The following is a 23,976-nucleotide window of genomic DNA, read 5'->3' as shown; positions in this document are numbered from 1 at the left end:
CCCGGAATCTCGGGATTCCCCGGTGCGCAATTGCGCACCTGAGGTCTGGTCCTTCGGACCATCCCGGAATGACGTTGCTTGCTGTGCCCCTACGCCGCCGCGTTCGGGAAGCGGTAATCCCTAAACTGGTCGCGCAGCGCCGTCTTCAGGATCTTGCCGGTGGCGGTATGCGGAATGCCGTCGACGAAAGCGACGTCGTCGGGCATCCACCATTTGGCGATCTTGCCCTCCATGAACTTCAGGATGTCCTCGCGCGTGGCCTGCTGGCCCTGCTTGAGCTGCACGATCAGAAGCGGCCGCTCGTCCCATTTGGGGTGGAACACGCCGATTACTGCGGCTTCCGCCACGGCGGGGTGGCCGACCGCGAGGTTCTCGAGGTCGATCGAGGAGATCCACTCGCCGCCGGACTTGATGACGTCCTTGGAGCGGTCGGTGATCCGCATATAGCCGTCCTCGTCGATGGTCGCGACGTCGCCGGTGTCGAAGAAGCCTTCCTCGTCGAGGATGTTGCTGTCGACGTGGTAATAGGCCTTGGCGACGGCGGGACCGGAGACCTTGAGGCGACCGAAGGTCTTGCCGTCCCAGGGCAGCTCCTTGCCGGCATCGTCGGTGATCTTCATCTGCACGCCGAACGGCGCATAACCCTGCATCTGCAGCACGTCGAGTTTGGCATCGCCGGTCGCATTCTGGAACGGCGGCTTCAGGGCCGCGACGCTGCCGATCGGGCTCATCTCGGTCATGCCCCAGGCGTGGCGGACGTTCGAGCCCATGTCGAGGAAGGCCTTGATCATCGAGCGCGGCATCGCCGAGCCGCCGCAGATCACCATTTTCAGCTCCGGCAGCTTGAGATTATTGGCGGCCATGTGCTGGAGCAGCATCAGCCACACCGTCGGCACGCCGGCGGTGTGCGTCACCTTCTCGGTCGAGAGCAGCTCATAGACCGAGGCGCCGTCGAGCTTGGCGCCCGGCATCACCAGCTTGGTGCCCTGCGAGGGGGCGGAGAAGGCGATGCCCCAGCTGTTGGCATGGAACAGCGGAACGACCGGCAGCATTGTCTCGGACGCACTGGTGCCGAGCGCGTCGACATTGTTGGCCATCAGCGCGTGCAGCACGTTGGAGCGATGCGAATACAGCACACCCTTGGGATCGCCGGTCGTGCCGGAGGTGTAGCACATCGCCGCCGCCGTGTTCTCGTCAAAGTCCTTCCATTTGAATTTGCCGTCGGCCTGCGCAATCCAGTCCTCGTAGGCGACCGCGTTCTTCAGCGTGGTCTCCGGCATGTGAGCCTTGTCGGTGAGCACGATGTAGCGCTCCACGCTGGACAGCTTGTCCGCGATCTTCTCCAGGATCGGAACGAAGGTGATGTCGGTCATCACGATGCGATCCTGCGCATGATTGATGATCCAGGCGATCTGCTCGGGGAAAAGGCGGGGATTGACGGTATGGCAGATGGCGCCGATCCCCATGATGCCGTACCAGACCTCGAGATGGCGCCAGGTGTTCCAGGCGATCGTTGCGACACGGTCGCCGAGCTTGATGCCGTCGCGCTCCAGCATCTGCGAGACCTTGAGCGCGCGCTGGTGGATCTCGGCGTAGTTGGTGCGATGGATCGGTCCCTCGACCGAGCGTGTGACCACCTCCTGCTTGCCATGAATCCTGGCGGCGTGTTCGATGATCCGGTGGCAGAGCAGGGGCCAATCTTGCATCAAACCAAGCATTCCGACGTTCCTCCGAAAAGTCGCTGGGCGCATTCTCGCTCTCAGCGTTGGGCCAAAGAATTGACATGAGTTTTAGCCTGCCGGACTTTCGCCGCAAATGGTCTTGTCGCGGCTATATGTCCGCTGGCGCGGCAATGGTTACCGCTGCGCTCGGCCTGGTGCTCGTGCCCGCGGGGACGGCAGAGGCGCGGAAACATCCCGCGCCAGTCGATCTCTTCAACCTTGGTACACCACGGCCGCGCGCGGCGGCTCACGCCGCCAGGATTCCGCTGCCGAGACCGCGGCCCGCAGAGGCCCCAAAGGCGCAGGAAAAGATAACGGACGAAGCTTCGCCCGAGGCGGAGGAAAAGCCGCCTGCCGACCAGCCGGCCGCCGACAAGCCTGCCGAGGCTGCGCCACCCCAGAAACAGGCCTCAGCCTGCCGGCTCGCGCTGACCGAGGACATTGCGATCGCGCCCTCGATCCCGGATATCCGCGGCCCCGGCGCCTGCGGCGGCGAGGATCTGGTGCGGCTGGAGGCCGTCGTGCTGCCGGACAAGCGCAAGGTGACGGTGAAGCCGGCGGCGATCCTTCGCTGCCCCATGGCGTCTGCGCTCGCCGATTGGCTGCGCAAGGACATGGTGCCGCTGGCCGCCAGCCTCGGCTCGCCCATCAGCGAACTCGATAATTTCGATTCCTTCGAGTGCCGCGGCCGCAACCGCGTCGCTGGCGCGATGCTGTCCGAGCATGGCAAGGCCAATGCGATCGACATCCGCGCCATCAAGCTCGCCAATGGGCAGTCGATCGGCCTGACCGACCGCACCACCTCGCGCGAGGTGCGGGAGCGCGTGCTGCACTCGGTCTGCGCACGCTTTTCCACCGTGCTCGGCCCGGGCTCGGACTGGTACCACGAGGACCACGTCCATCTCGATCTCGCCCAGCGGCGCAACGACTACCGGATCTGCCAGTGGAACGTGTGGGATCCGCTGCCACAGATCGCTCCGCTGCTGCCGGCGGAACGTCCCGAGGAGGCGCCGCCGCGCGAGGTCGCGGCCAAACCCGAGGCAAAGGAGAGCGCCGACGAGGGAGGGGCGGAGACACCTCCAGATCCTGCGGACAAGCCGGCCACGGATGGCAACAAAGCCCCATCGCACAAACCAGCAACAAAAAAGCGCCGGTGAAACCGGCGCTTTTGAAAAGCCCTGGGGCAGGCCTGCTTAGTACGATGAATTGGAGCCGCCGCCCTGGAGGGCGAGGCGCGAATTGTAGGGCGAATCGCCGTGCTTCGGCTCGAGCACCACGACGAGGGTGCCGATCTTGACGCGATCATAGAGATCGATCGCGTCCTCGTTGGTCAGGCGGATGCAGCCTGACGAGATCGAGGCGCCGATATATTCCGGCTGGTTGGTGCCGTGAATGCGGAACAGCGTGTCCTTGCCACCCGAATAGAGGTACATCGCGCGGGAGCCCATTGGATTGTCCGGACCCGGTGCAACATAGGTCGGCACGCCCAGGCGCGAAATCTCGCCCGGGGTGGGGTGCCATGCCGGCCACTCGGTCTTGCTGCCGACCTTGGCGATGCCGGACCAGGCCATGGCCTCTTCGCCGACGGTGATGCCGTAGCGGATCGCCTTGCCGCCCTCCAGCACGTAGTAAAGGTAATGATTGTCGGAATCGACCACGATCGAGCCCGGCGCTTCCTTGCGGTGGAAATCGACAATGGCGCGGCGGAACGGCTCTGCCACGGCAGTATTCTCATACCTGACCTTGGCCAGAAGTTCCTTGTCCTTCGGCTTGAACGCCTTGGTGTCGGTCGCCTCATAGCGAGTGGCCTGCATGCAGCCCGACAGCATCAGGCCAGCGGCCAGAATCCCAAGAATAACTTTCAGCGACGACATGTTTGGTTCCAATCAAAGCAATACCGTGCGGAAGGAGCCTGAGCTTAGCGCCCAAGTTCCTCGACTCCGTTAAGCCCATTATCGTGGAAATCTGCCACAATTCCAGCGCTGAAGCCGTTTTCCCGCGCTGCAAGACCCCAGCTGTGGCTTTTCTGCCGCAAAATTTGGGGGCAGTGAGGGTTTTTTGTGGTGTGAGGCGCCAGGCTGTTCCTTCGGCGCCACAGTTGCGCCTTGGGGCCGCCGCAGCTGCAAACGCTCCGTTAATGTTGTTGTCATCGTGAACCTGTCAGAATCGCGCTAAGGGCTGTCGTTCTGTCGCAGGATCTCTGGAGCTTTTGATGTTTTCGGTGTTCGTTCCCTCCGAGACCTCCCTCAAGAAGGCGGTGATCGAGGATCTCTCGGCGCTGCCGGAGAACGCAGTCTGGATCGACCTGGTCAACCCCTCGGCCGCCGAGGACAAGGCCGTGGAGCGGCTGGCGGGCATCGCCATCCCGACCCGGGAAGACATGCAGGAGATCGAGATCTCCAGCCGGCTCTATATGGAGAACGGCGCGCGCTACATGACCGCGACGCTGATGTGCCACTCCGACACCGACATGCCGCGGACCACGGCGGTGACCTTCATCCTTGGTGACCACCGCCTGGTCACGGTCCGCTACGACCTGCCCAAGCCCTTTGCCCTGGTCGAGGCCAAGCTCGCCCGCTCCTGCACCCCGTCGATCACCGGCGAGATGGTGCTGATGGAACTGCTGGACGCCGTGATCGACCGCTGCGCCGACATTCTGGAGCGCTGCGGCGCCGAGATCGACCAGGTCTCGCACGAGATTTTCGAGCCGGAGAGCGAGCGCCACGGCCATGCCAAGCGATATTCCCAGATCCTGATCTCGATCGGCCGCAAGGGCGATTTGACCTCGAAGGTTCGCGAGAGCCTGGTGTCGATCGGCCGCGTCGTGACGTTCCTGTCGGCCGTGGTCGAGGGCGTGAAATGGTCGAAGGACATGCGCGAGCAGCTCAAGACCATGCAGCGCGACGTCGCCTCGCTGACCGATCACGCTTCCTATCTCTCCAACAAGATCACCTTCGTGCTCGATGCCATGCTCGGCGTCGTCAACCTGGAGCAGAACAACATCATCAAGCTGTTCTCGGTGATGGCCGTCGTCTTGATGCCGCCGACGCTGATCGCCTCGGTTTACGGCATGAACTTCAAGGTGATGCCGGAACTCGAATGGGTGCACGGCTATCCGATGGCGCTGGTGATGATGCTGATCGCTGCCATCGTCCCGTACTGGATCTTCAAGTGGAAGAAGTGGCTGTAGGAACCCTGCTCGAGCAAAGATACCTACCGAGACCTTACGCCGCTCGCACAGACACGATGAATCGTGTCGCAGAATAGATCGGCATTGCGGCGACGCCGTGATGTGTGTGTCACGCCGCAATTCCTCCGGTAAAATTTGAGCGGTGGGCTGAACGTTTGCGCGAAACTTGTCTGCGATAAGCAGGGCGTAGCCGCGAGGAACAGCCATGGTTGAGAAACACATAACGTCGCCCCGCAACGTCATCGATCTGGCGAACTACCGTCAGGTCCTGGCGAGCGGCAAGGCGCCGTCGATGTCGGCGCGCATGTGCCGGCACTGTGGTGCTCCGCTGCTCGATGGTGAGAACGACGACGACTGCTCGACTGCATTCAGCACGGCCGCTCCGCGGCCGCGCGAGCGGTCACGTCGGATTCGACTCGATTGAGGAACGGAAGGTAAGAGCGATCCAGGTCTTGCGGCGGCGTTGTCTGGATCGCCTTGCTTTCCTCTCGCGCTGCGGCCTCGTGCTCGCAATGACCAAGCGTACGCCGATTATACTCTCGTGCCCCGGACGCGGCGCAGCGTCACTTCGACGGTGCGCTGCAGAGCCGGGGGCCATGTCTCTCTCTACGCCTGCCGTGTTGTGATCTGGATCCCGGCTCTGCGCAGCAACGCGTCGCGTTGCAGCGCATCCGGGACACGAGAGCAGGGGTGTCGCCATTGCGCCATCATTCCCCGTAATGACACAACGGATCACACGTGCTGGCCGCCGTTGATGTGGATCTCGGCGCCGTTGACGTATGAGCTGGTGTCCGTGCACAGCACGTAGATGATCTTGGCCACCTCGTCGGGCGTGCCGAGGCGGTGCATTGGGATCTGCTGCTCGACGATCTTCTCGGTCCCCGGCGACAGGATCGAGGTGTCGATCTCTCCCGGGGCGATCGCATTGACGCGGACGCCGATGCGGCCGAAGTCGGAGGCCATCTCGCGCGTCAACGCCGCAAGCGCCGCCTTCGAGGTGGCATAGGCCGCGCCGGCGAAGGGGTGCACGCGCGAGCCCGCGATCGAGGTGACGTTCACGACCGACCCCTTGGCCGCCTTCAATTCCTCGATCAGCCCCCGTGCCATCATGATCGGCGCGAAGAAATTGACATGGAAGACCTGCGTCCAGATGTCGAGGTCGGTGTCGACCGAGCCCAGCCGGGAGCCGCCCGGGCCCTTCGGCGAGATGGCGGCGTTGTTGACCAGCGCATGCAGCGTGCCGCCCTCGAGCCGGTTGCGGATCTCCGATATCGCGCGCGCGGTGTCCTGGGGATCGCCGAGGTCGACCTTGATGTGATCCTCCGGCCCGGCGTCCCAGGGGCAGTCCTCGGGGAAAGCGTGCCGCGAGCAGGTGATAACGCGCCAGCCCGCGGAGGAGAAACGGATCACGGTGGCGTGGCCGATGCCGCGGCTGGCTCCGGTCAGGAGCAGCGTACGGCGCGGCGCATTGGACGAATGCGGCATGGACATCTTTCAGGTCGGCCCAAAGCTTACGGATACATCCGCGTCTTGGACCACGGTTGGCCGGCCGCGTCACGGCGAAATTCGATGCGGTCGTGCAGGCGGAACGGGCGGTCGTGCCAGAACTCGATGCGGAGCGGCGTGATGCGCCAGCCGCTCCAGCCCGGCGGCCGCGGCACTTCGCCGATGACGTATTTGGCCGCGACCTTGGCGATGGCCTGCTCGAACGCGAACCGGCTCTCCAGCTCTTGCGATTGCTTGCTCGCCCAGGCGCCGATCTGGGCCTGCTTCGGTCGCGTCGCGAAATAGGCATCGGCCTCGGCGTCCGTCACCGGCGTCACGTTGCCGCGGATGCGAACCTGACGGCGCAGCGACTTCCAGTGAAAAAGTAACGCTGCCTTAGGATTTGCGGCGAGTTCGCGGCCCTTTTGGCTGGCGATGTGGCTGTAGAAGACGAAACCGTCCGTATCGAAGCCCTTCATCAGCACCATGCGCACATCGGGCATCCCGTCGGGATCGACGGTTGCGAGCGCCATGGCGTTCGGATCGTTCGGCTCGCTCTTGACCGCTTCGTTCAGCCAGGCCTCGAACAACGCAAATGGCTCGTCGGCGGCGGTGAAATCACCGGATGTTAAGGGTGTCTGGTGTTTCATCGAGGTCGTGTCGGTCATGTCCGGAGTCCGAGTTGCGTCCCGCGGCCCAAAACGCGTTGTTGTCCGCTACCGCCCTATATAGGGCATGGGGACCCGTTGGCCTATCGGCGATCAGGCCGTCCGGCTTCGTCATGACGATGATTCTGATCGGGCTCGGTGCCGGCGGCTGCAGCTTTTCCCGCAACGACAGCAACGCCTATGCCAAGGGCGACGACAGCGACCTCACCGGCTCGATCGCGCGGCCGGCGAAGGACGCTCCCCCGACCGAGACCGATCTCGCCTTCACCCGCAACGCCGCCTCCGACGTCCTCAGCAAGGGCGACAAGGATTCCAGCCAGCATTGGGAGAATCCGGAGACCGGGGCGCGCGGCTCGGTGACGCCCATCGCCCAGTCCTACGCCGCCGAGGACGGGCGCAAATGCCGCGACTTCCTGGCGAGCTATGTCAACGGCAATACCGAAAGCTGGCTCCAGGGCGCCGGTTGCCAAAGCAGCCGTGGCCGTTGGGAGATTCATACGCTAAAGCCGTGGCGGAGCTGAGCCTGATCCGGAAAAGTTGGGAACCGGTTTTCCGATAAGACGATGCTCCGAACAGAGAGCTTCAGCTCGCGTTCTTAGTTGCAAAAATGCCACTCTCTTCCCACATCACCGGCAGGTGGGGCGGGGAGCCCTTTGGACAATTCGATTTCTTGAAGGAGACGTGACGAATGCGCGACCCCTATGAGGTTTTGGGGGTGCCGCGGAGCGCCAGCGCTGCCGCGATCAAGGGCGCCTATCGCAAGTTGGCCAAGAAGCACCATCCGGATAGCAACAAGGGTGATCCGAAGGCGGCCGAACGCTTCGCCGAGATCAACTCGGCCAACGAGATCCTCGGCGACGAGGACAAGCGCAAGCAGTTTGACCGCGGCGAGATCGACGCCGAGGGCAAGCCGCGCTTCCAGGGCTTTCCGGGCGGCGGCGGTCCTCGCGGCCGCGCCGGCCCTGGCGGGTTCGAAAGCTATACGTTCCGAAGCGGCGGTGCGGGCGGCCCGGGCGCCGGCGCGTTCGAGGACATCCTCAACAGCATGTTCGGCGGCGGGATGCGCGGCGCGCGGCCCGGAGCCGGCGGCGGTGCCCAGTTCGAGTTCGACACCGGCGGCATCGGGCTCGATCTCGACGTCAACGTCGCCATGAGCGTCTCGCTGGAAGAGGCGGTCAAGGGCGGCGAGAAGCGTGTCCGGCTGCCGACGGGCAAGGAGCTCAACGTCAAGATTCCGGCCGGGGTCACCGAGGGCCAGCAGATCAGGCTCCGTGGGCAGGGAGAAAGCGCGCAGGGCCATCCGCCCGGCGATCTCCTGATCACCATCAACATCGCGCCGCACCCGTTCTTCAAGGTCGAGGGCACCGACCTCAGGATCGACCTGCCTGTCACGCTCTACGAGGCAGTGCTCGGCGGCAAGGTCCGCGTGCCCACCCTCGGCAATGCCGTGGAGCTCTCGGTCCCCAAAAACACTTCCAGCGGCCGGACCTTCCGCCTCAAGGGCAAGGGCCTGCCGAAATCCGGCGGGACCGGGGATCTCTTCGTCACCATCAGGATTATGCTACCGGACGGGAACGACGCCGAGCTTGAAGCATTGATGGAGAAGTGGCGGGACCAACACCCCTACAATCCACGTAGCGGGCTTGGCTAAAGCATGATCCGGAAAAGTGTGTAGCGGTTTTCCGGAAAGATCATGCGCAACAAAGAGCTAAGGCGCGAGCCATCGCGCTTTAGGGCGAGAGCGAACTGAAGGGGTTCTCCTAAAGGCTTACGGCGTCGTTCAGGAGATGATGTCCATCATACGCCTGAAGCGTGGTAGCGCTTCATGCCTCGACGTGTCGGCTGTCCGGCGGGGCAGCCGATAAAAAAAGTGCGGCCTCGAGAGGGGGACCAGCGCGGTACCAAAAACCCCAATCGAGGCCGCCCGCGTCGATCGGCGGATCGAACGCCACTCATAATCGCGTGAACACCCGGTGCGATAATGAGACGCGTCGATGTCCTGATTCCAAATTTTCGATGACGGAATCTGGGCACTGCGCTTGTGCGGTTGTCTAGGTGCCGTTTTTCTCTGCTTGGTCGTAGACGGACTGCGCCACCTTGGTCAGCCGTTCGCGATCGCCGCTGCCGCTGACGACGTAGCCGACGCCGCGTTCGGCCCAGAACAACGCGCCATCCTTGTCCGTCTTGGCGTAGCGCATTTGCGTTGCACCATTCTCGGTCTTGGCGCTGTAGATCGTGTACCGCTCGCCCGAGGCGCCCTCGTACATCAGGAACGACGCCGGACCGTTCGGTCCCGGCAGAAGCCGGCCGCCGACCAGCTTCAGCCCGCTCGCCTCCAGGTTCGGCGCGAATACGGTCCAGCCGCAGCGCCGGGTCAGCCAGGCCTGCAAGTGATCGCGGTCGTTGCCGCCGACCTCCACGGGATGGCGGACCTCCACGACATAGAGGCGGTGCGCGCCGAGTGCGTCCGCCGTAAAGCTCTGGAAGGTCGAGGGTGCGTTGGCGGCACCATGCGCCACCCAGCCGACGGTGCCGCCGGCGACGAAGGCAACCAGCACGGCTGCGGCGGCGCCATAGAGCCATTGCCGCGGGCGGCGCTCCAGCCGCTCGAGCTCGAGCCGTGCGGGCACCGGCTCATGGGCGACCGAATCGTAACGGGCGTGCAGCATCTCGGCCATGCTCCGCCAGGACTGCACCCGCTCGGCGTCCTCGGGGTGGACGGAAAGAAACGCCTCGACGTCGGCGCGTCGCTCAGCCGGCAGCTCGCCGTCGACATAGGCGTGCAGTTCGTCCTCGGTCACTGGGATCGTGGGGTCGTTCATATCGATCGTCTCTGGCTCTGCGGCCCAAAATATCTTTTGCGAGTTAGCTTCGCACAGCTCATCATTTCACCCGCCTGAGCGCCGTGCGCTCGCCCTCCAGCGAGGCTTTGACATGAGCTCTTGCGCGTGCCAGGCGCGACATCACGGTGCCGATCGGCACGCCCTGGATGTCGGCAACCTCGCGGTAGCTCATGCCTTCCAGCATCACCAGCAGCAGCACCGAACGCTGCTCCTCGACGAGGGTGGCCAGCGCCCTCTCGATGTCGCGTCCTTCAGCCTCGGTCCCGCTGGCATCCGGGTTGTTCTCTGTCAGCGGCATGAATTGCGGCCGCCTTGCCAGGGACCGCCGCCGGTTCTTGTTGAGGTTGGTCAGGATCGTATAGAGCCAGCTCCTGACGTCGCCTCCGAGAAACAGCCGCTCCGAACGCAGCGCGCGTACCAACGTATCCTGGACCAGATCGTCGGCCGCATCCGCATCGCGTGTGAGCGCGCGGGCGTAGCGGCGCAACGCCGGGATCATGGCTTCCACATTCTGGCGAAACGCACTCATTGCAGTCCTGAGGTCCTTGGCGTTTGGCGTGCGCCTCTAGCGATCATAACACCCGAGCGGAACGGCTATTCCGGTACTCGAAACAGCGTTAACGCCGCGGATTAGGGCTGTACCGCGGGGGAGGGCTGGTGTACCTCCAGACCTCAACGAGAGTTCGACGGGACGTGCAAAAATGGCGCAGAATTCGGGTCTGATGCAAGGCAAGCGCGGGGTCATCCTCGGCGTCGCCAACAACCGCTCGATCGCCTGGGGCATCGCCAAGGCATGCCACGCCGCGGGCGCCGAGCTCGCCTTCACCTATCAGGGCGATGCGCTGAAGAAGCGCGTCGAGCCGCTTGCCGCCGAAATCGGCGGCCTCGTGCTCGGCCATTGCGACGTCACCGATGCCGCAACCATCGATGCCGCTTTTGCGGTGCTGAAGGAGAAGTGGGGCAAGATCGACTTCCTGGTGCATGCGATCGCCTATGGCGAGCAGCTCGACGGCCGCTACGTCGACACCACGCAGGAGAATTTCTCGAAGTCGATGCTGATCTCCTGCTATTCGTTCACGGCCGTGGCGCAGCGCGCCGAGAAGCTGATGACGGATGGCGGCTCGCTGATCACGCTCTCCTATTACGGCGCCGAGAAGTGGATGCCGCATTACAACGTCATGGGCGTGGCGAAGGCGGCGCTGGAAGCCAGCGTGCGCTATCTCGCTGCCGATCTCGGCGAGAAGAACATTCGCGTCAACGCGATCTCGGCAGGTCCCATCAAGACGCTGGCGGCATCCGGCATCGGCGACTTCCGCTATATCCTGAAGTGGAACGAGACCAACGCGCCGATGCGGCGCAACGTGTCCACCGAAGACGTCGGCGGCAGCGCGCTGTATTTCCTCTCCGACCTCTCGCGCGGCGTCACCGGCGAGGTGCATCACGTCGATTCCGGCTATCACGTGCTCGGCATGAAGCGGCCGGATGCTCCTGATATCTCGCTTGGCGGGAAGGACTAGCCTTGAGCTGAAATGCCCGGGCCTACGATCTACTATCTTCGCCACGGCGAGACCGAGTGGAATGCGCTCGGCAGGCTTCAGGGCACCAGGGATATTCCGCTGAACGCGCGCGGCTGCAGCCAGGCCGTGCAGGCCGGCGGCGTTCTCGCCGAACTGTTCAAGCGCGACGGACGCGACAAGGCTGCGCTGGCTTACGTGTCGAGCCCGCTCGGCCGCGCGCGCCAGACCATGGAGCTCGCGCGCGGCAAGCTCGAATTGCCGCCTGCCGATTACGCGCTCGATGATCGTCTGCGCGAGATCGGCTACGGCACCTGGGAGGGGCTGACGCTGGCCGAGAGCCAGGCGAACGATCCGGACATCTACGCAAGGCGGCTCGCCGACAAATGGACCGTGGCGCCTGCGGGCGGGGAGACCTACGCGGACGTGCAGGTCCGCGTGCGCGCCTGGTACGACCAGCTCCGGACCGACACCGTCGCGGTGGCCCATGGCGGGACCTGCCGGGCCCTGATGGTATCCCTGGGGATCGAGACACCCGCCAGCGCCGCCGAGCTCTATATCGAACAGGGCGCCGTCTACGTGTTCCGCGACGGGCGGCTGGAGAAGTTTAGTTAATCCCAACCCGCCGTCATTCCGGGGCGGTGCGCAGCACCGAACTCCGGTGCGCCCTTGCGCACCTGAGAATCTCGAGATTCCGGGTCTGGTCCTTCGGACCATCCCGGAATGACGGAGTAACTGGTTTGACCCTCGGCCCGCCGGGCGCTACCACAAGTCAGAACTGACTTACGAGCCAGAGACGGATGTCCTTCAACACCTTCGGCCACATGTTCCGCGTCACCACCTTCGGCGAGAGCCATGGGGTGGCGATCGGCTGCGTGGTTGACGGCTGCCCGCCGATGATCCCGCTCACCGAGGCCGACATCCAGCGGGATCTCGACCGCCGCCGTCCCGGCCAGTCGCGCTTCACCACCCAGCGCCAGGAGCCGGACCAGGTGAAGATCCTCTCCGGCGTGATGGCCCATCCCGAAACCGGCGTTCAGGTGACGACGGGCACGCCGATCGGCCTTCTGATCGAGAACACCGACCAGCGCTCGAAGGATTATTCCGAGATCAAGGACAAGTTTCGTCCCGGTCACGCCGACTTCACCTATGAGGCGAAGTACGGCTTGCGCGATTATCGTGGCGGCGGGCGCTCCTCGGCCCGCGAGACGGCGATGCGCGTTGCCGCCGGCGCCATCGCCCGGAAAGTGCTGCCTGATGTCAGGGTGCGGGGCGCCTTGGTGCAGATCGGCCCGCACAAGATCGACCGCGACAAATGGGACTGGGACGAGGTCGCCAAGAATCCGTTCTTCTGCCCGGACAAGGACAAGGCCGCGTTCTTCGAGACCTATCTCGACGGCATCCGCAAAAGCGGCTCCTCGATCGGCGCCGTGATCGAGGTCGTCGCCGAAGGCGTGCCGGCAGGTCTCGGCGCGCCGATCTACGCCAAGCTCGATTCCGATCTGGCGGGCGCGATGATGACCATCAACGCGGTGAAGGGCGTCGAGATCGGCGCCGGTTTTGGCGCGGCAGAACTGACGGGTGAGGAGAACGCCGACGAGATGCGCTCCGGCAATGACGGCACGCGCTTCCTCTCCAACCACGCCGGCGGCGTGCTCGGCGGCATCTCCACCGGACAGCCCGTGGTGGTGCGTTTCGCGGTGAAGCCGACCTCGTCGATCCTGCAGCCGCGTCTCACCGTCGATCGGCAAGGCACCGAGACCGAGATCTTCACCAAGGGCCGCCATGACCCCTGCGTCGGCATCCGTGCCGTCCCCGTCGGCGAGGCCATGATGGCCTGCGTGCTGGCCGATCACTTCCTGCGTGATCGCGGGCAGGTCGGACGATAGTCTTCTTCACCTCTCCCCAATGGGGAGAGGTGAACTTCCCGTCACGGTACAAGCCCCCCGCGCAGCTTGACGGGCCCGCAACTTCGTCGGCAAATGCGGCCATGAACAGCTCCGAGCTCCAGCGGGTCTGCAACTGGCTGATCGACGGCGCCTGGTCGGCGCAGGAGCCGGCCGAGATGATCGCCGATTTCTGCGAGCGTCTGATCGCGGCCGGCCTGCCGCTGTGGCGGTTCGGCATCTTCATCCGCACGCTGCATCCCGAAGTCTTCGGCCGCAACTTCATCTGGCGGCAGGGAGAGGAGGTCGAAATCGGCGCTGTCGAATTCGAGATTCTGGATTCGCCGCAGTTCGCCCAAAGTCCGCTTCGGATCGTGTTCGAGCAGCGAATCGAGATCAGGGGGCGCATCGACGATCCCGAAAGCGAGCGATTTCCGTTCATCAAGGACATGCAGGCCGAAGGGGCGACCGACTACATTGCGGTACCCTTGCCGTTTCTCGACGGCTCGGGCCATGCGACGAGCTGGGTGACGCGGCATCCCGGCGGCTTCAGCGACGACGACATCGCGGCGATCCGAGCGGTCATGGCGCCGCTCGCGCGCGTCAGCGAGATCATCAGCCTGCGTCGCACCGCCGAGATGCTGCTCGACACCTATGTCGGCAACCGCGCCGGCGCGCGCATCCTCGGCGGCCAGATCCGCCGCGGCCACAACGACACCATGCAGGCGGCGATCTGGCTGTCGGACCTGCGCGGCTTCACCGCACTATCGGACCGGCTGCCGGCCGAGACCGTGGTCGAGATCCTCAACCAATATTTCGACTGCCAGGTGGCCGCGATCCGCGGCCATGGCGGTGAGGTGCTGAAATTCATGGGCGACGGCCTGCTCGCCGTGTTTCCGATCGACGAATATGTCGGCGACGCCACCCATGTCTGCGCGCGGGTGCTGGAGGCGGCGCGCGAATCCCGCGCCAGCGTCGAAGCGCTCGCCATTCCGGTCGGCGACGTCGTCGAGCGCTTCCGCTTCGGCGTCGCGCTGCATGTCGGCAACATCCTTTACGGCAATATCGGCGGCGGCAACCGCCTCGACTTCACCTGCATCGGCCCGGCCGTCAATCTCGCCGCGCGGCTGGAGAAAATCACGGGGCGCCTGGGGCGGACCGTCGTGGCCTCGGAAGGTTTTGCCAAGGTCTGCCGCCATGATTGGCACGAGCTCGGCGAGTTTCCGATCGCCGGATTTTCCAAGGCGCAGCGCGTGTACGGGCTTGCGGAGGAGACGCCGGTGGTGATGGCTTGAAGTCAATCATGGTCTCACATGTTAATCGATGGGTATGCTTCGCAATCTTCCCATGCCTAGCTGCCTGCGGGTTCGTTCAGGACGAAGCGATTGATGGTCCCTATCGTCTGGTCGCCGTTGACACGGATGACGACATGACGCTTTGCCGCTCCGTCGGCACGGACGGAGTTTGCGTTGGCGACGGCCTTCCAGAGCCTACGGTTTTTCAGGCCGGCGCGAATGCCCAGTACATCGTGTTTGCTCGCCATCCACGGACATCGGCAAAGCGACCGGACCGCTCCGTCACGGAATTCTACTACATCTCGCGAACAGCAAACGAATGGGACGTTGCGGTGCGGGTTTCCGTGAGCGGTCCCTTCACGGAATCTGAATACCTGGAGGAGAAGCGAAGGCTGCAGCTTCCGGAGTTCAGCAAGGTGCTTGCCAGGTTGAAGTAACCTGCGACCGGATCATCATGGCACGCCTCGGGCGCCGGATCGCGAGCAGCGAGCGTTATTCCTCCGGCTCGGTCGTGAACAATAGCGGATAGCCCTTGGCGCGGCCGGCGTCGGTGGCGCGTGTGGCCTTGGTTTCGGCGACGTCCTTGGTGAATACGGCCACCACGCAAGCCCCCAGTCTGTGCGCGGTGATCATCACCTTGTAGGCCTGATCCTCCGTCATGCGGAATTCGGCCTTCAGCACCATAGTGACGAATTCACGCGGCGTGTAGTCGTCGTTGATCAGGATGACCTTGTGCAGCTTGGGCCGCTCGACCTTGGTCCTGGTCGTGGTTTTCGGCTTGGTGACGGTGTCGCTCATTCCGCCTCCTGGACACGGCGGGCTCGGTTCCCTGCCGCGGCGATCAGCTCGCGGCCTTCTCACCATATTGCAGGACCTGCACCTTCTCCAAGGTGATCAGCCCGCTCGACATCATGCCGTCCAGGATGGGCAGGAATGCGTTGATGTTGTCCTCGCTGTCGACGATCTCGATCAGCAGCGGCAAATCTTCCGACAGCCGCAGGATCTTCGAGGTGTGCAGCCGGCTCGACTTGCCGAAGCCCATCGGCCCGCGCAGCACGGTGGCGCCGGCGAGGTGCAGCTCGCGCGCCTTGATCACAATTGCTTCATAGAGCGGCTTGCCTTCGAAATGATCGCTTTCGCCGATGAATATCCGGAGCGAAACTGCCTGATTGGGAATTTGCATGCTCAGCTCCTTGTCAAGCGGTTGTAGCGGCTCGCCATCATATGACCGATCCATACCGACGCCAGCCAGCAGATCACGGATGCGGCGATGTAGGCGAGGGCGGTGTATTTCATTCCGCCGTGGAACAGGCGGAAGGTCTCCAGGCTGAAGGTTGAAAAAGTGGTGTAGCCGCCGCAGAACCCGGTCATGATGAACTGCCGGTGCTCGGGCCGCGCCAGCATTCGGCCGTCGGGGCCGGTCAGCGTCGCGTAGAAGCCGATGATCAGCGATCCCGTCGCGTTGATGAACAGCGTCGCGAAGGGAAAGCCCGGCCCGGTGTCGAGCGCAAGCCCGACGAGATAACGCGTCAGGCCGCCGACGATGCTGCCGGCGGCGACCCAGGCATAGAGCAGCGCAACGCGCCGGCGCTCGGCGGGAGAGTTCATCGGCCGCTAGCCTCCCAGACCGTCCGCAAGGACGAAGCCGCAACTGACGGCGGCAAGGCACAGCCCGACCGAGAACAGGATATTGCCGAGCGCATGCATCGGCTCGCTGCGCGCGAGCGTCAGCGTTTGCAGGCTGAAGGAGGACACGGTGGTGTAGCAGCCGAGAAAACCGGTCACCGCGAACAGCCATGGCGTGGGCGCGGCGAAGGCCGAGCCGGGATGGGTCGCCAGTGCGCCGAACATGCCGATCAGGAAGGCGCCGGTGACGTTGATGGTCATGGTGCCCCACGGAAAGGTCTCGCCGAGCCGCCGCGCGATCGCACCCGAAACGAAATAGCGCGTGCAACCGCCCAAGGCACTGCCGATCATGATCGCAAGCACTCCGCTCAGCACGTCCAACGAGCTCCCGTCATCATTTGTCCTCCGTGGCGAGACCGTGGCCGACGGCGAGCAGCCCCACCAGCGAAACCAGCGCGAAGCCGAGCCCGGCAAGGAACGTTCCCGCCGGTCCATAGGCGTCCCACAGTGCCCCCGCGATCACGCTCGCAGCCAGCAAGGCAAGCCCGGTGAACAGGTTGAAATAGCCGAATGCGGTGCCGCGCAGGGCGGGCGGCGCGGCGTCGGCGACAAGGGCGGAGAACAGCCCTTGGGTCAGTCCCATATGCAGCCCCCACAGCACGACGCCGAGCGTAAGGCCAGCCAGGTTCGGCAGCAGCGCCAGCGCGAGGTCGGCGCCGGCGAGGGAAACGAGGCCGAGCGCGAGCAGGCCGGTCCGGTTGATCCGGTCCGAGAGCACGCCGGCCGGATAGGCGGAGAGCGCGTAGACGACATTCATCAGGACCAGCACGGCCGGCACCCACATCGCATTGAGGCCGATGTTCTGCGCGCGCAGGATCAGGAAGGCCTCGCTGAAGCGCGCGAGCGTGAACACGACGCCCACGGCGACGACGCGCCAATAGACCGCTCCGAGCTGGCGCATCGCGGCGAGATTGAGCGGATTCTCTGCAGGTTTGCGGTCCGGATCGGGCTCCGGCTCCTTCACCGCGAACGCGATCAAGCCGAAGGACAGGAAGGCCGGCAGCACCGCCACCCAGAACACGACGGCAAAATTGTCCGCCGTCCACCACATCAGCCCGATCGCCACGAGCGGCCCGACGAAGGCGCCGATCGTGTCGAGCGATTGCCGCAGGCCGAAGCTCGCCCCGCGCAGGCCGACGGGCGCGATGTCGGCGATCAGCGCATCGCGCGGCGCGCCGCGAATGCCCTTGCCGACGCGATCGATGAAGCGCGCGGCGACCAGCCATCCGACGCTGGGCGCGAGCGGGAACAGCGGCTTGGTGGAGGCGGCCAGACCATAGCCGAGCGCGGCGAGCAGCTTGCGGCGGCCGAGCCAGTCCGACAGCGCACCGGAGAAGATCTTGATGATCGAGGCGGTCGCCTCGGCAATGCCCTCGATGAAGCCGACGGTGAGCGTGGAGGCGCCAAGCACGGTGACGAGATAGACCGGCAGCAGCGCGTGGATCATCTCGGAGGAGATGTCCATCAGCATCGAGACGAAGCCGAGCACCCAGATCCCGCTGGGCAGCGTGGTACGTACGGCATTCGGTGTCGTCATCGCCACGTCTTCGTCGTCACGTCTTCGTCGTCCCCTGGCATTCGCCCGCCGGCCGTCATCAGGCAACAAAAAACCCGCCATCGGCGGGTATGTTCATGCTCCCGCCAAAGGCAGAGGCCCAAGATTGCCTCTCCTCGAGCAGGAGTCATCGGCCCACGAAGGTCATCGACCGCCGGGCGGTTGTCGGGGGACTCCATCCCCATCGGTGTCACCAACCCTAGCATGGAAATCGCGCCGGACAAGTGGGCGGGATGCGTCTCCACCGCCGGCTGTCATTCCGGGGCGATGCGCAGCATCGAACCCGGAATCTCGAGATTCCGGGTCCTCGCTTCGCGAGTCCCGGAATGACGGCTCATGTGAGCGCGCCTGTTCCCAACCTGTCGGCGCTATGGCCAAACGATGGCAACACGCAGCGGCGATGCACTCGATTGTGAAGCGCAAGCCATCTTCGGCCTTTGCGGCAAGGCGATTGCATGTCACCATCCCGTCATACGACGGGAGACTGCGATGCGCTTGCTGTTCTCGATCGGGGCTGTGCTGGTGGCCGGCATGCTTGCCGGAGGGGACGTCGCGGGCATCGCGGCACCAGGACCCAAATTCGAATCGCCCAGCACTCAGCCGCAGCGGCTTGCGGCCGACAAGGACGCGCAGGCCGTCGATGTCGAGCTGGTCCTCGCGGTCGACGTGTCCTACTCGATGGATATGGACGAGCTCGCGATCCAGCGCGAGGGCTACGCGCAGGCGATCCAGTCGAAGGAGTTCCTGCAGGCGCTCAAGCTCGGCCCGAACGGCCGCATCGCGGTGACCTATTTCGAGTGGGCCGCCTCCAGCGACCAGAAGATCATTATTCCCTGGCGGGTGATCGATGGCCCCGAGACGGCGGATGCGGTTGCCGCCGAGATCATGAAGACGCCGATCCGGCGCGCTTCGCGCACCTCGATATCAGGCGCGATCAACTTCGCCATGCCGCTGTTCGACGAGGACCCCTATCGCGGCCTGCGCCGTGTCATCGACATTTCCGGCGACGGTCCGAACAACAATGGCGGCCCGGTCACGATGGCGCGCGATGCCGCGCTGGAGAAGGGCGTCGTCATCAACGGCCTGCCGATCATGGTCAAGGAGCCGTCCTATTCGACCATGGATATCGACAATCTCGACCTCTATTACGAGGACTGCGTCATTGGCGGTCCCGGCTCCTTCGTCATCACGATCAAGGACCGCGACAAGTTCAAGGAAGCGATCCGCACCAAGCTGCTGATGGAAGTCGCCGGCCGCACGCCGGAGCGTCCGGTGATGCGCGTCGCCGACAAGGAGCCGCGCGTCAATTGCCTCATTGGCGAGAAGATCTGGTCCGATCGCTGGGGACGGTGATCACCGGCCGGCGGTAGAGACCTTCGCCTGATCTCGCCCGCCGATCGAGGACAAGACGGCATAGCGTTCACGACGCGGTCCCGTCGGGCCGCGTCAGCGCCTTCAATTGCCGGTCGATCTGCCGCAGCATTGTGCAGGCCCGTGCGAAACCGTCATCACCGACGAGTTGCCAGATTTCGTCGGCCTGCTCCACCAGGTGCGGGATCGTCAGCGGCAAGCCCGCTGCCTCCTGCAGCGCCCCCTTCTCGTTGATCAGATAGCGCTTGTTCAGTGCGAACAGTACCTGCGCGAGGCAGGCGAGCGCTCTGTAGAGGCAACCCGCGACATGGGTCCGCTCGTTGCGTGCGGCCGCGAGCTCGGCATTCTCGATGCTGAACAGGACCTCCCATTGGAAGCGCCGGATCAGGGCGCTGCGCAGAGGCTCCGGATAGGGAAGCGCGATCGATTTGAGCCGGGCGATCACGCCGTTCGGATCGTGCAGCGGCTGACAATATGCGATCTCGCCCATCCAAATGGCCGAGCAGAAGCCATGAGGATGGCCGGGCTGGTAATCCATGGTGACCACGCCGGCGCAGCAGGATTCCATGACGGCCTCAACCGCGTCGGCGTTGCGGTAGAGCAGGTCGACCTTGCGGCCTTCCACCGAAAGCCAGGCGCCGCCGACGATCCATGGGCCCCATTCTCCGACGGACGTCACCGTCATGGCGGCGGGATCGTCAGCGATCGCCTTCGCGGCGGCCAGCACCAGTTCGGTGTCCAGGGGAATCGCCGTCTTGAAATAGACGCCGATATCGTAGTCCGAGGCGGCGTGCGCTCGGCCCCGCGCGCGAGAGCCGCCGAGCACGACAGCTTGAACGCCCGGTACGTCGGCAAGAACGGATGTCAGGCGGGTGAGCAACAGATCTTGCGGCACAGGTGCGGTTCCCCGAAAGAGCTGCGGGCGCGAGGGCGGCGCGGTCACTCCGCTGGCATTGATGATGGCCGAGGAGTATAGTTTTGCAGGGTTTTAGACGGTAGCAAGAATGTTCGACGTTGCACGCTCATGCGCTCTCGCGGCTCTCGCCGTGCTCTGCCTCGGCGGAGCGCCGGTTCATGCGCAAGTCGCGCCGCTGCGATACTGGATTCCCGGTGGGCCTTTCGGCCTTGGGGGCGCTGCCGGCCTGAGCTCCGACACCTATGGCAACTTTGCGAGCTTCAACGCCGGAGAGGCCGATTGGCGTGCGAGCTCTGCAAACGGGTTCTTCGTTGGCCGCGGACGCGACGATTTCGGATTGAGCGGCTTCAACCAAGCGGGCTCGTTCGGCAATTTCAGCGCGCTCTCTTATGACAGCACGCAATTCGGCTATCAGATGAAGACCGCGGGCGGCATGCCCGTTACCTTATTTGCCGGCTTCGACACGCTGAAATACGGCAACGGCATCGGCAGCTCGCTGGCGCCGCTTACCTCCAGCGCCGCGCCCGGCTATGGCGGGTTCGCGGGTGTCGAATTCAAGCCGACCTCAAATCTCAGCCTGTCGTTTGGCGTCGGCTACAGCCAGCAGGATTCGGGGCGCATGGACAGCGATATCAGATCGAACATGCTGCCCGGCGAATCGCCGGCGCTGAGCGGGTTGCGGCGTTAAGAACGCATCACGCGCTCCGGCGGACGCCGCAGCGATTTCGGCAGGCTTGGGCCGGTCCCGAAGCGCATCACGATGTCGGGGCGCCGTTCGCCGAGGCCGAGCCGGGTCGCGAATTGCCGCCTCAGCGCTGCGACCTCGACCGGCTGGTTGACGAAGGAATATTTCAGTCCCAGCGCGGTCGCCTGCAAGCCGAAGCGCTGGCAGGCGCGCCCGACGGCGATCCAGTGCGAAATGTCGCTGCGATCGGCCGCAAGCACGACGACGCCGGCGGAGCTGTCGAGCTGCTCGCGGTATTTCTTGTTTTCTCCGCTCTCGGTGAAGAACAGCTTCAGAAGCGGCCGTGCCATCCACGACGGCAACGCGGGATTTCCCGATGCGGGCGCGAACAACCCGTCCATGGTCGCGACCGCCTCTGCCTCGTTGAAGCGGATCCAGTCGACGAGCTCGCGCATGAAGGCCTTGTCGCGCATCTGCGCCGAATTGCCTTCGAGCACATAGTCGGTGACCTCAGCGATTCCGGCACGTTCGGTGATCAGGATCGCCCCGACGCCGGGTTCGCGGCAAGCGTTCTCGAGCTGGCGCAGGATCTCGGGCGCGGCAGGTTTGTCGGCGAAGGCCGCGCGGGTGCATTGCCTGACGGGAATTGCTTCAGTGAGGGCCGATGCGGCAGCAGGGGCCTCGTCGAGCGTGATCACGATGCGATCGCCATCGACGACCGGATCGGCGCGCCAGCCCAGCGTGGACGCGGCGAGGATGAGATTTTCGGCGGCACAGCCGAGACTGACGAAGAGGTGATGATCGTCGGGATCGACGGCCGGACAGCGCCGCGCGACGTCAGGCGCAATCGTGATGACATTGCCGCGGACGGAGAAAATCCACGGCTGGGTGTTGTGGCTGTTGGCCGCAAGCGTCGCAAACCGGACGAGCTCGCGATCCCGCGGCGCTGCGCGCAGCGGAGCCCGTGACGCGCTGACGGCCTCGTCATAGGTCATTGCTGCCAGCGCCGCAGCGGGGCCGCCGATCGCCGCCGCAGAAAGCCCGAGTGCGGCCGTGATGAATTGTCGCCGGTTAGCCACGAACTTACGCTCCGCTTCGATTGCGCAGCGCATTCTTAAGCCGGCCGACGGCGGAGCGATTGACCAGTATCAAGGCTGCCGGCGACGCGTTTGCAGCCTACCGCACGAACCGCGCCACCAGCTCCACATGCGGCGTGTGGCGGAACTGGTCGACCGGCACCAGGGCCTCCAGCCGATAGCCGCCGTCGATCAAGAGCCGCGCGTCGCGAGCGAAGGTTGCGGCGTTGCAGGATACGGCGATCACGACCGGCACCTTGCTCGCCGCAAGCTTCAGGGCCTGCGCCTGCGCGCCCTGGCGCGGCGGGTCGAACACCACGGCGTCGAAGTCGCGCAGCTCCTGCGGCACCAGCGGGCGCCGGAACAGGTCGCGCGGCTCGCATTTGATCGGCTTCAGGCCCGGCGTCCGCGCAGCTTTCGCCAGCGCCGCGATGGCGCCGGCGTCGCTGTCAAAAGCGGTGACGCGCGCCTTCTCCGCGAGCCTCAGCGCGAACGGGCCGACGCCGCAGAAGAGGTCGAGCACCTCGTTGGCCTTGCCGATGCGCTCGGCAACGAGCGCGGCGAGCGTCTCCTCGCCCGCCACCGTCGCCTGCAGGAACGAGCCCGGCGGCAGCGTCACCTCGGCGCGGCCCATCCTCACCGTCGGCGGCAGGCGTTGCAGCACCAGCTCGCCATGCCGGGTCAGCCGCGCCAGGCGGTGCTGCTCGGCAACGCGCGACAGCGCCGTGACCAGTGCCGTCGGCAGCGGGCCGGAGCCGCGCACGTCGACATCGAGGCCGCCTGCGGTCGCGGTGACCTGGATGTCCAATGGCTTCGTCACCGGCATTTTGGACGTCAGCGGCTCGGCGAGGGCCCAGGCGGCATCGAGTGCGCCCTCGAGCGCGGGATCGAGGATCGGACAACGATGGATCGGGATGACGTCGTGCGAGCTCGCAGCCGAAAAGCCGACCTTGAGGATATCGTGTGTGCCGAACCGGCCGTGCAGCGTGATACGTCGGCGCCCGGCGCCGTGGGCGTCGACCAGCGGCGCCACCTCGCAATCGATGCCGGCCTGCGCCAGCGTTTCGATCACGGTATTGCGCTTCCAGGCCCGATACGGCTCGGTCGCCCAATGCTGGATCGCGCAGCCGCCACACACGCCGAAATGCGGGCAGAATGGTTCGACGCGTTCGGCGCTTGCGACCTCCACCGCCAGCAGCTTGCGGCGGTCGGGGTGATGGCCCGCGACGTGATCGACCTCGACGGTTTCGCCGCCGAGCGTGTAAGGCACGTAGATCGCTTCGCCGGCGTCGAGACAGACGCCGTCGCCGCGATGGCCGACATGATCGATCGTGATGCGCTCAACCACGACGCGCGCCCAGGAAGAATTCGATGTTGCCGTCGCCGCCCGTGATCGGTGAGGGGAATATTTCGATCTCGGTGCAGCCGAGCGACGCGGCAAAGGCCGCGATGTCGTCGCAGATCTCCCGGTGCACGGCGGCATCGCGGATGATGCCCTTCTTGTTATGCTTCCTGTCAGCCTCGAATTGCGGCTTGATCAGCGCCAGCAGGCTCATCGGCGCGGCTGCCAGCGACAGCGCCACCGGCAGCACTGATTTTAGCGAGATGAAGCTGACGTCGATGACGACGACGTCGGGGCGGGCCGGCAGGCGTTTGCCTTCATAGCTGCGGATGTCGGTCTCCTCCATCGACACGATCTTGGGATGATCGCGCAGCGAGGGATGCAGCTGGCTCGTGCCGACATCGATGGCGAACACCAGGGCCGCGCCGTTTGCCAGCAGCACCTCAGTGAAGCCGCCGGTGGAGGCGCCGACGTCGAGGCAGACATGGTCCTCGATGTCGATCGGGTACCGCTCCAGCGCGCCGGCGAGCTTGACGCCGCCGCGGGAGACGTAGGGATGCGCGGGCTCGGCCCGGATCACCGCATCCTCGGCGATCGTCTCCGACGGCTTCGAGACCTGCTTGTCGTCGGCCGTGACGAGGCCGGCTTCGATGGCCGCGCGGGCCCGCGCCCGGCTTTCGAACAGGCCGCGCTCGACCAGCAATACATCCGCGCGCTTGCGGGCAGGGGGCATTACGCTCTCA

Annotated in this window: 27 protein-coding genes and 1 riboswitch; of the genes, 11 read left to right on the top strand and 16 right to left on the bottom strand. The window is 64.9% G+C overall.

Features of this window, described 5'->3' with window-relative positions; all coding sequences use genetic code 11:
* Positions 1 to 89: 89 nt before the first annotated feature.
* Entirely contained in the window at positions 90 to 1,718 is a 1,629-nt protein-coding gene (locus HZZ13_RS07290) for a fatty-acid--CoA ligase (RefSeq protein WP_197958966.1), read from the bottom strand.
* A 65-nt stretch (positions 1,719 to 1,783) separates the two neighbouring features.
* On the opposite strand from HZZ13_RS07290, the gene HZZ13_RS07285 reads away from it, so the two are divergent.
* On the top strand, positions 1,784 to 2,878 hold the full coding sequence (locus HZZ13_RS07285) for an extensin family protein (RefSeq protein WP_197958965.1): 1,095 nt from the start codon (positions 1,784 to 1,786) through the stop codon (positions 2,876 to 2,878).
* 36 nt (positions 2,879 to 2,914) lie between these two features.
* Here HZZ13_RS07285 and HZZ13_RS07280 read toward each other — a convergent pair whose 3' ends face one another.
* Positions 2,915 to 3,595: a L,D-transpeptidase gene (locus HZZ13_RS07280; protein ID WP_197958964.1), complete on the bottom strand. Its 681-nt coding sequence runs from the start codon at positions 3,593 to 3,595 to the stop codon at positions 2,915 to 2,917.
* Positions 3,596 to 3,933: 338 nt separating this feature from the next.
* On the opposite strand from HZZ13_RS07280, the gene HZZ13_RS07275 reads away from it, so the two are divergent.
* Both HZZ13_RS07275 and HZZ13_RS07270 read left to right on the top strand, forming a co-directional pair.
* A complete protein-coding gene (locus HZZ13_RS07275) occupies positions 3,934 to 4,911 on the top strand; it encodes a magnesium transporter CorA family protein (RefSeq protein WP_197958963.1) in 978 nt (325 codons plus the stop codon).
* A 205-nt stretch (positions 4,912 to 5,116) separates the two neighbouring features.
* Positions 5,117 to 5,335: a hypothetical protein gene (locus tag HZZ13_RS07270; protein ID WP_035696491.1), complete on the top strand. Its 219-nt coding sequence runs from the start codon at positions 5,117 to 5,119 to the stop codon at positions 5,333 to 5,335.
* A 308-nt stretch (positions 5,336 to 5,643) separates the two neighbouring features.
* Here the strand turns inward: HZZ13_RS07270 and HZZ13_RS07265 are convergent, their stop codons facing one another.
* Positions 5,644 to 6,396, bottom strand: coding sequence for an SDR family NAD(P)-dependent oxidoreductase (locus HZZ13_RS07265; protein ID WP_197958962.1), 753 nt, complete (start codon positions 6,394 to 6,396; stop codon positions 5,644 to 5,646).
* Positions 6,397 to 6,422: 26 nt separating this feature from the next.
* On the bottom strand, positions 6,423 to 7,064 hold the full coding sequence (gene pdxH / locus HZZ13_RS07260) for a pyridoxamine 5'-phosphate oxidase (RefSeq protein WP_197947614.1): 642 nt from the start codon (positions 7,062 to 7,064) through the stop codon (positions 6,423 to 6,425).
* A 113-nt stretch (positions 7,065 to 7,177) separates the two neighbouring features.
* Between pdxH and HZZ13_RS07255 the strand changes: the two genes are divergently transcribed.
* Both HZZ13_RS07255 and HZZ13_RS07250 read left to right on the top strand, forming a co-directional pair.
* Complete coding sequence (locus tag HZZ13_RS07255; protein WP_197958961.1) at positions 7,178 to 7,585, top strand: RT0821/Lpp0805 family surface protein; 408 nt, start codon at positions 7,178 to 7,180, stop codon at positions 7,583 to 7,585.
* A 167-nt stretch (positions 7,586 to 7,752) separates the two neighbouring features.
* The gene (locus HZZ13_RS07250; RefSeq protein ID WP_197958960.1) at positions 7,753 to 8,715 is read left to right on the top strand and encodes a DnaJ C-terminal domain-containing protein; all 963 of its coding nucleotides are present in this window, start codon (positions 7,753 to 7,755) and stop codon (positions 8,713 to 8,715) included.
* 400 nt (positions 8,716 to 9,115) lie between these two features.
* On the opposite strand, the gene HZZ13_RS07245 is transcribed toward HZZ13_RS07250, so the two are convergent.
* A complete protein-coding gene (locus tag HZZ13_RS07245) occupies positions 9,116 to 9,886 on the bottom strand; it encodes an anti-sigma factor family protein (RefSeq protein ID WP_197958959.1) in 771 nt (256 codons plus the stop codon).
* A 61-nt stretch (positions 9,887 to 9,947) separates the two neighbouring features.
* Positions 9,948 to 10,436 (bottom strand): RNA polymerase sigma factor, encoded by a 489-nt coding sequence (locus tag HZZ13_RS07240; protein ID WP_197958958.1) that lies wholly within the window; start codon positions 10,434 to 10,436, stop codon positions 9,948 to 9,950.
* Between the two features lie 172 nt (positions 10,437 to 10,608).
* On the opposite strand from HZZ13_RS07240, the gene fabI reads away from it, so the two are divergent.
* From fabI to HZZ13_RS07220, 4 genes are all read left to right on the top strand, one after another.
* A complete protein-coding gene (gene fabI, locus HZZ13_RS07235; RefSeq protein WP_080135587.1) occupies positions 10,609 to 11,424 on the top strand; it encodes an enoyl-ACP reductase FabI in 816 nt (271 codons plus the stop codon).
* 12 nt (positions 11,425 to 11,436) lie between these two features.
* Positions 11,437 to 12,036, top strand: coding sequence for a histidine phosphatase family protein (locus HZZ13_RS07230; RefSeq protein ID WP_197958957.1), 600 nt, complete (start codon positions 11,437 to 11,439; stop codon positions 12,034 to 12,036).
* Between the two features lie 185 nt (positions 12,037 to 12,221).
* Complete coding sequence (aroC, locus tag HZZ13_RS07225) at positions 12,222 to 13,310, top strand: chorismate synthase (protein ID WP_197958956.1); 1,089 nt, start codon at positions 12,222 to 12,224, stop codon at positions 13,308 to 13,310.
* A gap of 101 nt (positions 13,311 to 13,411) precedes the next feature.
* A complete protein-coding gene (locus tag HZZ13_RS07220) occupies positions 13,412 to 14,602 on the top strand; it encodes an adenylate/guanylate cyclase domain-containing protein (RefSeq protein WP_197958955.1) in 1,191 nt (396 codons plus the stop codon).
* Between the two features lie 56 nt (positions 14,603 to 14,658).
* Here HZZ13_RS07220 and HZZ13_RS07215 read toward each other — a convergent pair whose 3' ends face one another.
* From HZZ13_RS07215 to HZZ13_RS07190, 6 genes are all read right to left on the bottom strand, one after another.
* On the bottom strand, positions 14,659 to 14,850 hold the full coding sequence (locus HZZ13_RS07215; RefSeq protein WP_197958954.1) for a hypothetical protein: 192 nt from the start codon (positions 14,848 to 14,850) through the stop codon (positions 14,659 to 14,661).
* 244 nt (positions 14,851 to 15,094) lie between these two features.
* Positions 15,095 to 15,400: an ATP-dependent Clp protease adapter ClpS gene (gene clpS / locus HZZ13_RS07210; RefSeq protein ID WP_197958953.1), complete on the bottom strand. Its 306-nt coding sequence runs from the start codon at positions 15,398 to 15,400 to the stop codon at positions 15,095 to 15,097.
* Between the two features lie 43 nt (positions 15,401 to 15,443).
* On the bottom strand, positions 15,444 to 15,785 hold the full coding sequence (locus HZZ13_RS07205) for a DUF190 domain-containing protein (RefSeq protein ID WP_197958952.1): 342 nt from the start codon (positions 15,783 to 15,785) through the stop codon (positions 15,444 to 15,446).
* 2 nt (positions 15,786 to 15,787) lie between these two features.
* Positions 15,788 to 16,210 carry a fluoride efflux transporter CrcB gene (gene crcB / locus HZZ13_RS07200; RefSeq protein ID WP_197958951.1) on the bottom strand — a complete coding sequence of 141 codons (423 nt, stop codon included), beginning with the start codon at positions 16,208 to 16,210 and terminating at the stop codon, positions 15,788 to 15,790.
* A 6-nt stretch (positions 16,211 to 16,216) separates the two neighbouring features.
* Entirely contained in the window at positions 16,217 to 16,603 is a 387-nt protein-coding gene (gene crcB / locus HZZ13_RS07195; RefSeq protein ID WP_197958950.1) for a fluoride efflux transporter CrcB, read from the bottom strand.
* A 19-nt stretch (positions 16,604 to 16,622) separates the two neighbouring features.
* Positions 16,623 to 17,825, bottom strand: a complete 1,203-nt coding sequence (locus tag HZZ13_RS07190) for an MFS transporter (protein WP_197958949.1) — start codon at positions 17,823 to 17,825, stop codon at positions 16,623 to 16,625.
* Positions 17,826 to 17,957: 132 nt separating this feature from the next.
* A riboswitch (Fluoride riboswitch) is annotated at positions 17,958 to 18,035 on the bottom strand.
* Positions 18,036 to 18,332: 297 nt separating this feature from the next.
* Between HZZ13_RS07190 and HZZ13_RS07185 the strand changes: the two genes are divergently transcribed.
* A complete protein-coding gene (locus tag HZZ13_RS07185; protein ID WP_197958948.1) occupies positions 18,333 to 19,196 on the top strand; it encodes a DUF1194 domain-containing protein in 864 nt (287 codons plus the stop codon).
* 67 nt (positions 19,197 to 19,263) lie between these two features.
* Here HZZ13_RS07185 and HZZ13_RS07180 read toward each other — a convergent pair whose 3' ends face one another.
* A complete protein-coding gene (locus HZZ13_RS07180; protein WP_311972608.1) occupies positions 19,264 to 20,157 on the bottom strand; it encodes a nucleotidyltransferase domain-containing protein in 894 nt (297 codons plus the stop codon).
* Between the two features lie 61 nt (positions 20,158 to 20,218).
* Between HZZ13_RS07180 and HZZ13_RS07175 the strand changes: the two genes are divergently transcribed.
* Positions 20,219 to 20,818 (top strand): hypothetical protein, encoded by a 600-nt coding sequence (locus tag HZZ13_RS07175; RefSeq protein WP_197958947.1) that lies wholly within the window; start codon positions 20,219 to 20,221, stop codon positions 20,816 to 20,818.
* Here HZZ13_RS07175 and HZZ13_RS07170 read toward each other — a convergent pair.
* The 3 genes from HZZ13_RS07170 to HZZ13_RS07160 all read right to left on the bottom strand — a co-directional run bounded on the left by HZZ13_RS07170 (position 20,815) and on the right by HZZ13_RS07160 (position 23,966).
* Entirely contained in the window at positions 20,815 to 21,894 is a 1,080-nt protein-coding gene (locus HZZ13_RS07170) for an Acg family FMN-binding oxidoreductase (RefSeq protein ID WP_311972607.1), read from the bottom strand. The genes HZZ13_RS07175 and HZZ13_RS07170 overlap by 4 nt on opposite strands.
* A 97-nt stretch (positions 21,895 to 21,991) precedes the next feature.
* A complete protein-coding gene (locus tag HZZ13_RS07165; protein ID WP_197958945.1) occupies positions 21,992 to 23,239 on the bottom strand; it encodes a class I SAM-dependent RNA methyltransferase in 1,248 nt (415 codons plus the stop codon).
* Positions 23,232 to 23,966: a TlyA family RNA methyltransferase gene (locus HZZ13_RS07160; protein WP_197958944.1), complete on the bottom strand. Its 735-nt coding sequence runs from the start codon at positions 23,964 to 23,966 to the stop codon at positions 23,232 to 23,234. Before HZZ13_RS07160 ends, HZZ13_RS07165 begins: the two co-directional genes overlap by 8 nt.
* Positions 23,967 to 23,976: the final 10 nt, after the last annotated feature.

Source organism: Bradyrhizobium agreste (assembly GCF_016031625.1).
In the GTDB taxonomy this organism is placed as follows: Bacteria; Pseudomonadota; Alphaproteobacteria; order Rhizobiales; family Xanthobacteraceae; genus Bradyrhizobium; species Bradyrhizobium agreste.
The sequence above is the reverse complement of the archived record's forward strand: the minus strand, read 5'-3'. Positions and strand labels throughout refer to the sequence as shown.